The sequence below is a fragment of the Shewanella sp. SG44-2 genome, from assembly GCF_014164215.1.
In the GTDB taxonomy this organism is placed as follows: Bacteria; Pseudomonadota; Gammaproteobacteria; order Enterobacterales; family Shewanellaceae; genus Shewanella; species Shewanella frigidimarina.
Genome location: NZ_JACJEU010000004.1, coordinates 97,500 through 111,797 on the forward strand (window position 1 = coordinate 97,500; position 14,298 = coordinate 111,797).

Genomic DNA, 14,298 nt, shown 5'->3' on the forward strand with positions numbered 1-14,298 from the left:
AGTAATTAAAAATGACAGAACAAACTCAATATGGTTTTTATTTAGATACCACCAAGTGCACAGGTTGTAAAGCGTGTCACATATCTTGTAAAGATAGACAAGGTGATATTATTCGCAAAACTAATCCAATTGAACAAGGTGTACCGGCATTAGAAGGTATTAACTGGCGCCGAGTATATGAATATGGTGGTGGTGATTGGTCTACTAATGCTGACGGTAGTTTCGAGCAAAATGTTTTCTCTTATTACACCTCTATTAGCTGTAATCATTGTAACGAGCCTGTATGTGTAAAAGCATGTCCTACTGGTGCCATGCATAAGCGTCGTGAGGATGGGTTAGTTCTTGTTCATACAGACTTATGTATTGGTTGTAATAGTTGCGCTGAGGCTTGCCCATATGACGCTCCACAATTAGATCCCCAACGGAAAGTAATGACTAAGTGTGATGGTTGTTACGATAGATTAGCACAAGGAAAGCAGCCCATTTGTGTTGGTTCATGCCCATTACGTGCATTGGATTTTGATACGATGGAAAACTTACGTGCTAAGTATGGTAATGGCGACGGACATATAGCACCACTACCACCACAAAGTATTACCTCACCAAACTTGATCATAAAAGCAAACAAGAACGGTGGCCGCCAAGGTGAAGTGTTGAACTACTCTGAAGTTTAATACTAATCATTAAGTATGATGCCCCCATGGGCATCATACTATATAAAGGAAGGCATAATGACCGACACAACAACGAATATATATCTTGAACTTCATGCTATTGCTCGCTTATTACATAATGTGTTTTTAGATTATCCGACTGTAGATTCTATCCAGTATTTCAATGATAACCAGCTTGATCAAAACTGGCCAGTATTGATAGGATCTGAAGCGAACCAAAAAGGTAAGGTTTTATTAAGTCAATTTATATCGCAATGGCAACCAGACCAAATTAACGAAGTGAAACTGGATTATGGCCAATTATATTTTGGACCCGGAGAACCTAATGCAATGCCATGGGGCTCTGTATATTTGGGAGAACAACAAATTCTGAATGATCAATCTACAGTTCAATTAATGCGTTTTTATAAGCAGTTTGGAATTAGCTTCAATTTAAAATATAACCAACCAGTCGATCATATTGCTTTGTTTTACTCAGTAATAGACCAGCTACTACAAAAGTTATTAGATGAACCTACTAATAAATTGGCTAAAGATGCTCTTGTTGTATTATTACAACAACATATGTTGCCATGGTCTTGGCGTTTTCATGAGCTAGCCAGTGAGCATGCAAATACACAATTTTATAAAGCCATTGCATTGCTTGCCCAAGACTTTGAATCAGTACTTGCTCATACTATGAATATAGTACCTATGCCAATGCGCCTATTTCGTTAAAATAATGAGGTGTTAATATGAGTGTAATTCGGTCAGTTGCAACGCAATGGAAAAAAGCAGAATTGGCTCACCAATTACATATTTATTTAAGTCAAGATCAAGTTATTAATGAGCTATTCGTAGGTGCAACAAGTAAGAATACTATATGTAATCTTATCGTTGCCATGATTGAACCACCTATAGAACCAGTAAGTGATAATTTTAATGTAAATCAAGATTTAATATTAGATTATTTTTTTCAATGCTTTCATTTGCTTTTTATTAAAGAAATTGAGCACCATAATTTAACTCAAGCTGAACAATTGATTGTATCAATTTCAGTTTATTTAGCCAATGTAGTGAATGAGCGGCCAGAATGTGTAGCGGAAAATACTCTTCAGAAGAGCACTTATATTATCACTGCTATGTCGCGTCTTAAATTTATCCGCAAGCAACACCGTAAATTACGGTGCAATATGATAAGTAAATAATTTTTTAAATTTAACGAATATGCTTGATGTAAATAGCTATTAAATTAGGTGGTGAAGCATTGTTACTCTTACGTTGAAAATGTTATGTACATGTTTAATAGATTTTTTATGTGATTCATATAAGGTATGATTTTTAAAACAACCTAGATTAGTTTTAACGTTATTGTTATTTTAAATATAACTTTAATTTAGTGCAATGAACTAGCTTTTAACACGTTAAAGGTCTTAATTGCTTAGTAATTTATTTTATGAATGTTTAATTAATGTTAATGGTTTTAAGTCACTTTTTATAAAAAAGGAAAGTAGATAGTTATGGAATTTTTACGAACAGATGATAGTTATTTTGTTAACTTACCAGGATATCCGTTTACACCTAATTACCTATTAGTGGACGATACTGAAGGAGGCCAGTTACGGATTCATTATCTTGATGAAGGAGATAAAAATGCTGAGCCAATATTATTACTGCATGGAGAGCCTTCATGGAGTTTTTTATATCGTAAAATGATCCCGATCCTTGTTGAAGCTGGTTATCGCGTTATTGTTCCTGACATTATTGGATTTGGCCGTTCAGATAAGCCAAGTAAACGTTCTGATTATACTTATCAACGTCATGTTGATTGGATGAAATCATTCGTTTTACAACTTGAATTAACCAACATTACTTTGGTATGCCAAGACTGGGGCGGCTTAATCGGGCTGCGTATGGCAGCTGAAGATATTCCACGCTATACTGGTATTGTTGCAGCAAACACCATGTTACCCACGGGTGATGAAGAAACTAATGATGCATTTATGAAGTGGTTTAACAACTCGCAAGAATCGGTTGATTTCCCTGCAGGACAAATGATAAATGGTGCATCTGTTTCTGATTTATCAGATGACGTTATTGCAGCATATGACGCCCCATTCCCTGATGAAACATACAAAACTGGTGCACGTGAATTTCCTTTGTTAGTGCCTATTACGCCTGATGATCCAGCAACACTTAAAAACCGTGCAGCATGGAAAGTTTTATCTCAGTGGAACAAGCCATTTTTGACCGCATTTAGTGACTCTGATCCTATCACTGCCGGTGGTGATAAAATGATGCAAGAAATAATACCGGGCACAAAAGGGCAAAAACACACCACTATTGTGAATGCTGGCCATTATTTACAAGAAGAGCAGGGTGAAGTATTAGCTAAAGTAATCGTTAATTTTATTGCTGATAATCGTTAACGCGTCCTGTAGCCAAGTTCGATAATTGCTTAACAATAATAATTGTATCCATTATTAACATGCTTATCTTGGTGGCTATATGTTCTGTAGAGGGCATATAGCTGCTATTTATCATGATTAACTTATGGTTTTATTGAACTATATTGATGTTTAATGCTAACGTTTTATCTCGATATTCAATTTCACTATTTATCCCCACCTTAACCTCTCCTTAACCCGCCCATCGGTATGCTTGCTCCATTATTGTGTAATACACAAGTTGGGAGAAGCAGTTGATGATGGTAAAACCGGCGCGACGACACGCAATGCTGGCACTGATTGTAGTGAGCTTGTTGGGCTGCAGTACTGTCGATAATAGCAATTACATCGACCAAGCTAGCCAAGCACAAGCAAAAACAAGCCAGCAGTTAATTGAGCAATTATTAGTAGCCTCAAACACGCAAGGTGTGCCGTCGCAATCGTTAGCGCGACTCACTGACTTAATCAATGTGCCTGAACTGCAAACCTTCATATCAGCCGCATTGCAAAATAATCCCAGCCTACAACAAAGTATAGTGGCGTTAAATATGGCCTATGCTCAGCACGGTATTACCTCTGCAAGCCGCTTACCATCTGTGGATGCCAGTTTTAGCGGTACTTCAACCGAAGATAGTGATGACAGTTACACTACTGATATTACCGTGAGTTGGGAGCTGGATTTATGGCAAAAAATAGCTGACAGCAGTAATGCAGCGCTAAAAGACATTGCCAGCACACAAGCCAGTTTACAGAGCGCGCAAGATTTAGTGGTGGCCAACGTAATGCGCAGTTGGTTAGACATTAGCCTTAAGCAACAACTCGTGGCGATTGAGACTCAGCGCTTAGCGGTATTAGATAACAACCAAGCCCTGATTTTAGCGCGCTATCGCGTTGGTTTAGGCAGTTTAGAAGATCTAGATAATGCCACGACCAGCGTCGCCAGTACGCAAGCAACATTAGTGGATTATCAAGAACAGCTCGCACAAAGTCGCCGTAACTTAACCTTGCTAACAGGGCAGTGGACTGGCAGTGATGTCAGTGTCGATATTAGCACCCAGTTCCCTACGGTTCTCAATCCAATAGATTCACTCGGTCAGCAAAACCTTGGGCGTCGTCCAGACATAAAAGCCGCATTTTACAATATCGAAGCAGAATCATTACGTACCGATGCCGCCTATAAAGCCATGTTGCCATCCATTAGTTTGTCGGCCAGTTTGAGTGATATGGCGCAGTCGCCAAGTGATGCACTACTCACTGGACCATTATGGAGCGTACTTGGACAGTTATCTGCACCTTTGTTTCAAGGGGTAAAGTTAACATCACAAGCGGAGTTGGCACGTTTAACGACTGAGCAGCGCTATTGGGTCTACCAAGAAACCTTATTAAATGCGGTTAACGAGGTCGAAAATACGGTTGGCCAAGAGTATTCCCTCGCCAAACAACAACAGCACTTAACCGACGCGCAGCTTAGTGCCCAACGTAGTTTTGTCAGTTATGAACAAAAGTATCGCCAAGGCTTAGTCGATATTTTTGATTTACTGACCGTGCAACAACAAACCTTTGATGTTGAAGCGCAACTTGTTACTACCATTTACAACCGTCTCATAAACCGAATTGATTTAGGCTTAGCGCTAGGTCTAGGAGTCTCGCATGAAGCTTAACCGTGTAAACGTCATCGTCACTGTATTGTCACTGGGCAGTATTGCCGTTGCGTTAGGCTATACCGCAGCGCAGTTACCACCTCCAGCGAATAAAAAAGCGCCTACTGCTGAACAGTCTGTCAAAGCTGTCGCTACTAGCGCGGCTGTATCACTATTGCCGCAAGTGGGCGTTGTTGTGGTTAATGGCCAAGAATATCAAGCAGAAGTGGTTGGGTTTGGTGAAGCAAGGCCGCGTTATGAGCTAACGCTTAGCGCCGAAGTCAGTGGCAAAATCACGCAGGTTAATCGTCAATTTGAGTCAGGACAGGTAATCAAAAAAGGGGCTTTGTTAGGCAAAATTAACGACACCAGCTATCAACAAGCGTTAACCCAAGCACAAACCGATGTCGCTCAAGCGGAACTCGATTTATTAGAAGAACAACGCCAAGGTGAGCAAGCTAAAGCTGAATGGTTACGTTCAGGTTTGTCTGGCGAGCCAGCCTCACCCTTAGTGCTGCGCACCCCGCAATTAGCCCAAGCAACTGCGGCGCTAGATAACGCCAAACAAGCGCTTAAAAAAGCACAACAAGACGTAAGTTATACCCACATTACCGCACCGTTTGATGCGCTGGTGGTGAGCCGAGATATTCAGCCTGGTAGCTACGTGCAAACCGGCAGCCAACTTGGCACCTTATACAGCGTGGCTGAAGTTGAAATCAGCGTACCGTTGTCTGAACTGCAATGGCAAAACCTACCTGCATTTGATAATGCACAGCTGGTTAAAGCGCCGTGGGATGTGACTTTGTTCAGCGCCGATGGTCTACATCAATGGCAAGGTTACATTGAACGTGTCGAGCAACATTTAACTCAAACTAGCCGCCAACGTTCATTAATTGTGGTGGTCGATAACCCACTGCTACAAACAACGGATCTGTATCCTGGCACCTTTGTTAAAGCACGCATTAACGGTAAATCATTAAGCAATTTATGGCAGTTACCTTCATCTGCTATTTCACAACAAGGTGATATCTGGTTTGTTGACGCCCAAGGGTTATTGGCTAAAGCACCTGCGAAAGTCGCCTTTGAAAAAGACGGTTTTGTATATGTGTCGTCCATTGTCACTGAGCAAACTAATGAGCAAAAAAATCAGCCTAGTGTCATGCAAATTGTTAAACGTCCTTTAAGCAGCTTTAAAGTGGGTACTAAGGTGCTTGCTAAGGTAGAGGTGTAGCCATGTCGGGATCTCAATCTACACACAAAGGGGCAATAGCCTGGTTTGCCAGAAACTCAGTAGCGGCTAACTTATTGCTCATTGGCATGATCATCGTTGGGCTTTTTTCATTAGGCAGCTTACGCAAAGAGGCTTTTCCGAGTTTAGAGCCCGACCGCGTGACCGTGTCAGTCACTTACGACAGTGGCGACCCAGTGTTAGCAGAAGAAGGCATCGCGATTAAAATCGAAGATGCCTTAGAAACGGTGCCGGGCATAAAGCGGATTACCTCAACATCCAATGCTAATGGCAGCAGTGTGATGATTGAGAAAACCAGCTCTTATGATTTAGACACCTTGCTCACTGACATTAAAACCAATGTTGATGCAATTTATAACTTTCCTAGCGAAGCTGAAAACCCTGTTATCGATAAAATGCGCATGCAAGACCATGCCTTATGGATTGAGATTTATGGCGATGCCGACCGCGCGACGTTACAAGCGTTAGCGGAACAACTTAAATCGGATTTGCTCAGCCAAGATGCCATTCATGATCTGGAAATTAAAGCCAAAGCCGAGCCAATGATTTCTATCGAAGTAGACGAAGCCAAGCTGCAAGCTTACGGATTGACGTTAGCGTCAGTCGCCAGTGCGGTGAACGCCGAGTCATCAGCGTCTATTTCGACCAGCTTATACAACGATGATAAAACCGTGCGTTTGAAAGTGGCTCAACAAGCTTATCAACTGCAAGATTTTATGGCGATTCCAGTTATCACCACTAGCCAGGGCTCGATGATTACACTGGGCGATATTGCCACGGTGAAAGACGGCTATGCCGACGACACCTTTGTGTTGTCGCGTTACAACCAAGCAAACTCAAGCGCAATTGAAATTGTGATGGATGAAAATGGCGATATCGTTAATATTGTCGAGCAAGCTAAGCAAGTCGTTGATAAATGGCGTAATGCTAATGCGTTGCCCGATGGTGTAAATATTGCCACTTGGCATGACAAAAGTACTCTGATTACCGAACGCTTAAGCTTGCTAGTTAAAAATGCCATCAGTGGTATCGCATTAGTGTTTATTATTTTGGCGTTGTTTTTAAACTTGCGCGTGGCGTTTTGGGTTGCCGCAGGTTTGCCGTTTGTGTTCTTCGGCACCTTGTTTTTTATGAGCAATACTTTTGCTGGTTTAACCCTAAATGAAATGACCACCTTTGGCTTTATTATGGCGCTGGGGATTGTGGTCGATGACGCCGTGGTGGTGGGTGAGAGTGTTTATACCACTCGGCAAAAATACGGCGACAACATCGACAACACCATCAAAGGTACCTTAAAAGTCGCGACCCCAACCATATTTGGTGTGTTAACGACCGTGGTTGCCTTTGTCGCTTTGGCCAACGTAGAAGGCCGTTTAGGACAAATTTATGCCCAGTTTGGTACGGTTGTTGCCATCTGTTTGATGCTGTCATTATTTGAATCTAAGTTTATTTTACCGTCGCATTTAGCCCATATTAATACTCAAAAAAGTGCCAAAAAGTCATGGTTTAACCATATTCAACATGCCGCAGATAGTGGCTTGAAGTGGTTTAGCCGCGTAATTTACCAACCCGTTATTGAGTTTGCCCTGCGGTTTCGTTATGCCGTGGTATTGATGTTTATTGCGGTGTTTATTTTGGTTGCCGGAATGCCGTTAACGGGTAGCGTGCGAGTGGCGTTTTTCCCTGATATTGCTGGCGACACAGTCGTAGCTGACTTTTCAATGCAAAACGACGCCAGTTTTGGCCAAACCTATAAAAATTTAATGACCTTAGAAAGCGCTGCTAAACGAGTGGATGCAGAGCTGGTGGCGCAACAACAAGACAGTGAAAATGACCAAGACAGCTATTTAACCAGCTTGCACGTTATGGCAAGCAGCAGTGACACTGGCCAAGTGCAGGTCGAGTTGGCAACCAACAGCCCTTATACCCTTAAAGAGTTTACTCAAAAGTGGACTGAACAAGTTGGCCAAATGGAAGGCATTAAAAAGCTTAAAGTATTATCGAAAAAAGAAATGCTCGATAACTTTAAAGTAGAGATTAAAGCCAGTGATACAGAGTCTGTATTCGCTGCTGGCCAAGCACTAAAAGCCGCAATAGAAGTGATGGACGGTGTGAGTGGCATTGACCACAACCTAGATGCAGGCGACCCACAATATCGCTTTGAATTAACAGCGCAAGGGCGCGCATTAGGATTTGATACCGAAACCTTGTCGAGTCAGATATTGCAGTCATTTGGCGGCGGAGTGGTACAACGTTTTCAGCGTGGTAAAGACGAAGTGAAAGTGCGCGTTCGTTACCCCGATGAAGATCGTCAAACCTTTGAAGATATTCAGCTTGCCAATGTGAGAACCAGCGACGGGACTATTGTGCCGTTGAGTCACGTAGCTCAAATCTTTAATGATTATCAACCGTCGAATATTACCCGTATCGACAGCCAGCGGGCGGTATACATCAGTGCGGTATTAGACAAAGATAAAATTGCTTCAAATGAGTTGGTTAGCCAGCTTAAGCAAACATTGGTATCGCAGTTAGAAGTACAGTACCCAGGTGTGAGTTTCAATTTTGCTGGCGAAGCTGAACAGCAAACAGAAACCACAAGCTCGATAGAATCAATGTTTGTGCTGGCGCTGATTGCCATTTATGCCTTGTTAGCCATTCCGTTAAAGTCGTATATACAGCCAGTGATAATCATGACTGCAATTCCGTTTGGTATTGTGGGCGCAATTTTAGGTCATTGGTTGAATGACTTAACCATTAGTATTTTGTCGTTAAACGGTATTTTGGCCTTAAGTGGCGTGGTGGTAAACGACAGCTTGTTACTGGTGTCGCGATATAACGAATTAATTAACGAAGAAGGCATGTCGGTACACGATGCAATTGTTGAGTCATGCACCGGAAGACTTCGAGCGGTATTGCTTACCTCGGTGACCACCTTTGCGGGCTTAGCGCCATTATTAGGTGAAACCTCGTTACAAGCACAGTTTTTAATTCCTGCCGCAGCGGCGCTAGGGTATGGTATTTTATTTGCTACCTTTATCACCTTGATTTTGACGCCATCTTTGCTGTTAATTCAATGCGAGTCGAAGGCTTTTATGCATAACCTGATGACCAAACTGCGCCCAAATCGTGACGTGGCAACGTCGTGATCAACCAAGGAATGAGTGACATGAACACCGACAAACTGCAATTGTTACTGGTTGAAGATGACCTCGACTTAGCTACGGCGGTGATCGAGTATTTAGAGCTAGAAGATATTCTTTGTGACCATGCCGCCAATGGGCAAGTTGGGCTTAATTTAAGTTTGCAGAATCAATACGATGTGGTGATTTTAGATTTAAACTTACCCAAAATGAATGGGTTGCAAGTGTGCGAGTCGTTGCGCATGCAAGGTATGGATGTGCCAGTGTTAATGCTGACAGCCCAAGACACGTTAGACGATAAGCTAACTGGCTTTGCTAAAGGGGCGGATGATTATTTGGTGAAACCCTTTGCCATGGAAGAACTCATTGTGCGGACGCGAGTGTTAGCGCGTCGGCGCAGTGGCCAAGTCATGCGCTTATCTGTCGGTGACTTAACCTTAGATTTACAACAAAAGCAGGCGTATCGCGCCAATGAGTTAGTAAAGTTATCGCCGACCGCGTTTAAGATTTTAGACGTGCTAATGCGAACAAGCCCTAATCCGGTGTCGCGTGAAAAGCTCATGCAAAGTGTGTGGGGCGATGATCAACCTGACAGTAACAGCTTAAAAGTACATATTTTTAATTTGCGAAAACAGCTTGATGCTGAGCATGACGTAAAGTTACTGCACACGATTAGTGGCCATGGCTTTGCCATTAAAGACGCAGAGCTTTCATCATAGCGCTGACTACATAATGTTTTGATTTAAATTACGACAGCAATAGGAATACCCCTACGTCATGAAATTAAGACCGAGTCTGAGAATTTTTGTGCTGCTGGTAATGTTATTTACTGGCATTAGCACCATTTTAATTTTATCCGCATTGAGCGTGCATTATTATATCTCTGGCATGGACAAAGTCATGCTGGCGACGATGTATGCGCATGGACAAGAGCAAGTTGTAACCGACGGGCACCCTAGCAAATCACAATTGTTTACTGTCGCCAGTCGTTGGCAGGATTTACCAAAAGATATTCAACTACACATTAAGCTGGAGCCCAGCGAGTTTAATGTGTTACACAAAAATATTATTGGCGGTTCACCGTTAAAACCACCAGAAAAAGGCTTTTTTGTCATCAAAGTGCTTAAAGGTGACCAGATCCGTTATGTCTCGAGCATTTTAGATAAAAAAATGGGCAATATTCCTCCGCCCAAAGATAAACCCTTTTTTCTGGTGATTCTTGCTACCGCCATTTTTAGTATTGTGATGTTTACGCTGATATTGCTGTTAATGATGCGCAAAGTGACTTTGCCGATTGAGCGCCTAAAAAATTGGGCCAAAGAGTTAGATAGCAAACAACTAGCAGACCCTGCGCCAGATTTTCATTACAGCGAGCTAAACACATTAGCCAATATTGTTAAAACCAGTTTAGGTACTGTGCAGGAAAGCTTAGATCGCGAGCAACAATTCTTAGGTTATGCCAGCCATGAATTACGCACCCCAATAGCGGTAATCCGTACGAACACTGAATTACTGCAAAAGCTGATAAGCAAAGGCGCTAGCGCTGAAAAACAAGCTCAAGTCGTTAACCGCATCGAACGTGCTGGGCTCACCATGACCGATCTCACCGAAACCTTATTGTGGTTAACACGCCGTGAAGGTAAAAGTTTGCCGTTAAAAGAAGTTAATTTAGGTCAGCTTATTCGCCAGCTAGTGCAAGATTTAAGGTATTTAATCCACGGCAAAAATATTGAAATCAGCATCGAAACCGATGACTCTGCTCACCAACTCCCTGACACGCTATGCCGGATAATTATTACCAACCTCATCCGCAACGCTTTACAGCACACTGTTGAAGGTAGTGTGACTATTCGCCAGTCAGCCACATCGGTAAGCATCGCTAATCAGTGTAAGTCTTATGCTAATAGCTTTGAAGAGTTAGGCTTTGGCTTAGGGCTTGAGTTAACGACCAGACTTATTTCGCAATACGACTGGGATTATCAAAATATAGATACTAATCGCGGCCGCAAAGTGTCTATTGATTTTAGCCGTTAACGTTTAAGCCGTTAAGATTGGCCTTTGATTAGCGACTAAGATTAGGCAGCCAACTGTTGTGTGCATTCTTAATAAACACCACCGAAGCCACCGCAATAATCGGTGGCTTTTTTGCGCGAGTCATCAGAACCAGTGGATCTTATTACCTCTATTTAGATAAATTTTATATTATAATGTGATGATAATTATATTATCATCAGGTGTTAACTTAATTCGATTGTACTGTAAGGTAATCGGCCTATAATGAGGGGTATCTTGACGCCGTACTAGGTTATGGGATCGCCGCAATGAAATACCGCACACATTTATTTTCTCTTCGTATCGGGCATGCACTCCGAGAGTCTTTAAAAGACGCTCCCTACAATGCCAATGCATTCACTAAAGATTTATTAGCCGGCTTAACCGTTGGCATTATTGCTATTCCATTAGCAATGGCGCTTGCAATTGCCATTGGGGTCGCGCCGCAATACGGGTTATATACTGCCATTATTGGTGGGTTTATTATTCCGCTCACCGGTGGCTCGCGTTACAGTGTGTCTGGCCCTACCGCCGCTTTTGTGGTGATCCTCTATCCCATCGTGCATCAATATGGTCTGTCAGGTTTATTGCTGGCCAGCATGTTATCCGGACTAATGTTGATTATCATGGCGTTGTTTCGCTTAGGGCGTTATATCCAATATATTCCCGAATCAGTCACGTTAGGGTTTACGGGTGGTATTGCCGTGGTGATTGCAGTGCTGCAAGTTAAGGACTTTTTTGGTCTAACTATTACCGAGATGCCAGAAAGTTTTGTCGGTAAAGTAGCTACCTTAGTTCAAGAAATTCCTCGTTTTTCGGGGCCGACATTACTGGTGGGATTAAGCACATTAGTGGTGTTTATTTTGTGGCCAAAACTCAAGTTGGCTGTGCCAGCGCATCTGCCTGCTGTGGTGGCCGCAAGTATTGTGGCGTTGATGTTGAACCTCCAAGGTTTCGATGTTGCCACGATTGGATCTACGTTCAGTTTCACCCTAGCCGATGGCTCTATCGGTGCAGGTATTCCCTCTATGTTGCCCGATTTTGAATGGCCTTGGCTTCGCGCGCAAACGGGTGAAGTGCCATTGGTACTCACTTGGCAATTAGCCAGTGACCTATTGTCTGCCGCCTTTGCTATCGCCATGTTAGGTGCCATTGAATCGTTACTGTGCGCAGTGGTGCTAGACGGCATGTCAGGTAAAAAGCACAGCGCTAATAGCGAATTACTTGGTCAAGGTATCGGTAATATTATCGCGCCATTTTTTGGCGGTATTACCGCGACTGCTGCCATCGCTCGTTCGGCGGCTAACTATAAGTCCGGGGCGGTAAGCCCAATCGCGGCCATGATCCATGCGCTGGTGGTGTTAGTGTCTTTATTATCGCTCAGCACTGTTTTAGCTTATATCCCCATGGCGGGCATGTCGGCGCTGCTTATTATGGTGGCTTGGAACATGAGTGAAGCGCCTAAGATTGTCCATCTTGTTAAAAAAGCCCCTGCCAGTGAAATACTGGTGTTGATGGTGTGCTTGTTACTGACCATATTTTTTGACATGGTGATTGCGATCAGTGCTGGGATCATTTTGGCGTCGTTATTATTCATGAAACAAGTGGCCGACATGACCAAGGTGCAAGACATTAGCGAGCAGAAAAAGCACATTCATGTTGAGTTACCGCCACGCTGGAAAGTGTTTAAAATTAATGGGCCATTGTTTTTTGCTGCTGCCGACAGTGTGTTTGGTGAGTTGGCGCATTTGAGTGGCGACCAGGATGGGGTGGTGTTGTATTTTGACGGGGTGTCTATTTTAGACTCTGGTGGCGTTTCGGCGCTGTATAAGTTTATTGATAAATGTAAGCGTGATAATACTCGAGTCTTGTTGGCCGATTTTCAATTTCAGCCACTTAAAACCTTAGCCAAAGCAGGGTTTAAGCCAGATGGTGTGCAATGTGTGACATATTCTACGCTGGCAGATGCACTTGATGATGTGGTGGCTGGAGCTTAAACACACCATAAAAGGCTGACAAACCAGTATGGTGTTTTCGATAAACTCGCTACGATAACGCTTTGTGAGTTATAGGGCTGGTTTAGCAACTTCGATATATTGCCAAATGTCTGCAATGTGCAGCCTTGTTGATGCCAATTCCGTATGGCATCACTACAGCAAGCGAGATTAATTAAAGATAGGCAGGAATTTTTGCAGGTTTTTATGACGGGCCTCGTCAGATGTCAGAGCAGGTAATATTTTGTACTTACTCATAATCTGTTGATATTCGCCATTGGCTTTTAGCATCTCGATGCCGTTAGTAAAGGTCACTGCGTAAGCTTTATTGTGTGGATTAAAGCCAACATATAAAGGCACCGGTTTGCCTATAGTGCCAGCATAGCGAAGTTGCTGAGTTAAGTTTAATTGACTTGCGGTGTACTCAATGACATTTTTGTTGTCGATGATGACCGAATGACGTCCTTTTACTAGCCGAATAATATTCATCGCCAATGGATCTCTGCCAGAGGCAAAGTACGTATTAGGATGTGCACCAAACCAAGCGTCGAGCTCAACACCATAGTGGTAACCAGTGACTATCGCAGCCTGTTGAGTGTTATTGAGATCGGTAATCTGCTCAAATGTTTCATTACTATCAACAAGGGTATAAAAGTCGTTGCTGTTATAACCCACTATCACATCAGCATTAATCAATTTATTTTCGACAATGGCGCTAGACGTCAATGCCAGTACAGCGTCGATGTTATTTCTTTGCAGTTCAATCAGTGCGCGTTTATAAGGAAAAATCTGAAATTCAACCGGTTGACCCTGGATCTCAAAAGCGCGACGTGTGAGTTCTACAACGTAGCCGGTTTGGTTGTCGCAGATATAAGGGCACCAAATATCAGAGGCGATACGGATAGGTGCAGCATGGGCGTGAATACTGAAAATAGACAGTAAAACGAACAGGTACTTTAACAAGTATTTTGCTCCATGTTTTGAACGGGCGGGTATAGTAATGGTTTAAAGTGTATAGGCAATCATTTTTGATTAAAAAAGATACTACTTTATGTTTTGCTAACAAACATGCTGAATTTGTGAACAGGTAATCGGCGCCTGTAACAGACTATTAATCCAAGTT

Annotated in this window: 11 protein-coding genes; 10 read left to right on the top strand and 1 reads right to left on the bottom strand. The window is 42.7% G+C overall.

Annotation, left to right across the window (positions count from 1 at the left end):
- The first annotated feature begins 11 nt into the window (after positions 1-11).
- From H5181_RS04380 to dauA, 10 genes are all read left to right on the top strand, one after another.
- Positions 12-674, top strand: coding sequence for a DMSO/selenate family reductase complex B subunit (locus H5181_RS04380; RefSeq protein WP_011639098.1), 663 nt, complete (start codon positions 12-14; stop codon positions 672-674).
- A gap of 57 nt (positions 675-731) precedes the next feature.
- Positions 732-1,391, top strand: coding sequence for a molecular chaperone (locus tag H5181_RS04385; protein ID WP_182750329.1), 660 nt, complete (start codon positions 732-734; stop codon positions 1,389-1,391).
- 17 nt (positions 1,392-1,408) lie between these two features.
- Positions 1,409-1,861, top strand: a complete 453-nt coding sequence (locus H5181_RS04390) for a hypothetical protein (RefSeq protein ID WP_182750330.1) — start codon at positions 1,409-1,411, stop codon at positions 1,859-1,861.
- A gap of 312 nt (positions 1,862-2,173) precedes the next feature.
- Positions 2,174-3,082, top strand: coding sequence for a haloalkane dehalogenase (locus tag H5181_RS04395; protein ID WP_182750331.1), 909 nt, complete (start codon positions 2,174-2,176; stop codon positions 3,080-3,082).
- Between the two features lie 275 nt (positions 3,083-3,357).
- Positions 3,358-4,761 (top strand): TolC family protein, encoded by a 1,404-nt coding sequence (locus tag H5181_RS04400; RefSeq protein WP_182750332.1) that lies wholly within the window; start codon positions 3,358-3,360, stop codon positions 4,759-4,761.
- The gene (locus H5181_RS04405) at positions 4,751-5,971 is read left to right on the top strand and encodes an efflux RND transporter periplasmic adaptor subunit (RefSeq protein ID WP_182750333.1); all 1,221 of its coding nucleotides are present in this window, start codon (positions 4,751-4,753) and stop codon (positions 5,969-5,971) included. The genes H5181_RS04400 and H5181_RS04405 overlap by 11 nt, the downstream gene beginning before the upstream one ends.
- Before the next feature lie 2 nt (positions 5,972-5,973).
- On the top strand, positions 5,974-9,135 hold the full coding sequence (locus tag H5181_RS04410; protein ID WP_182750334.1) for an efflux RND transporter permease subunit: 3,162 nt from the start codon (positions 5,974-5,976) through the stop codon (positions 9,133-9,135).
- 20 nt (positions 9,136-9,155) lie between these two features.
- On the top strand, positions 9,156-9,848 hold the full coding sequence (locus H5181_RS04415) for a response regulator transcription factor (RefSeq protein ID WP_011639091.1): 693 nt from the start codon (positions 9,156-9,158) through the stop codon (positions 9,846-9,848).
- Between the two features lie 58 nt (positions 9,849-9,906).
- Positions 9,907-11,163, top strand: coding sequence for a HAMP domain-containing sensor histidine kinase (locus H5181_RS04420; RefSeq protein ID WP_102036365.1), 1,257 nt, complete (start codon positions 9,907-9,909; stop codon positions 11,161-11,163).
- A gap of 287 nt (positions 11,164-11,450) precedes the next feature.
- Complete coding sequence (gene dauA / locus H5181_RS04425; RefSeq protein WP_182750335.1) at positions 11,451-13,178, top strand: C4-dicarboxylic acid transporter DauA; 1,728 nt, start codon at positions 11,451-11,453, stop codon at positions 13,176-13,178.
- Positions 13,179-13,346: 168 nt separating this feature from the next.
- On the opposite strand, the gene H5181_RS04430 is transcribed toward dauA, so the two are convergent.
- Positions 13,347-14,138, bottom strand: a complete 792-nt coding sequence (locus H5181_RS04430; protein WP_165872334.1) for an ABC transporter substrate-binding protein — start codon at positions 14,136-14,138, stop codon at positions 13,347-13,349.
- Between the last annotated feature and the right edge of the window lie 160 nt (positions 14,139-14,298).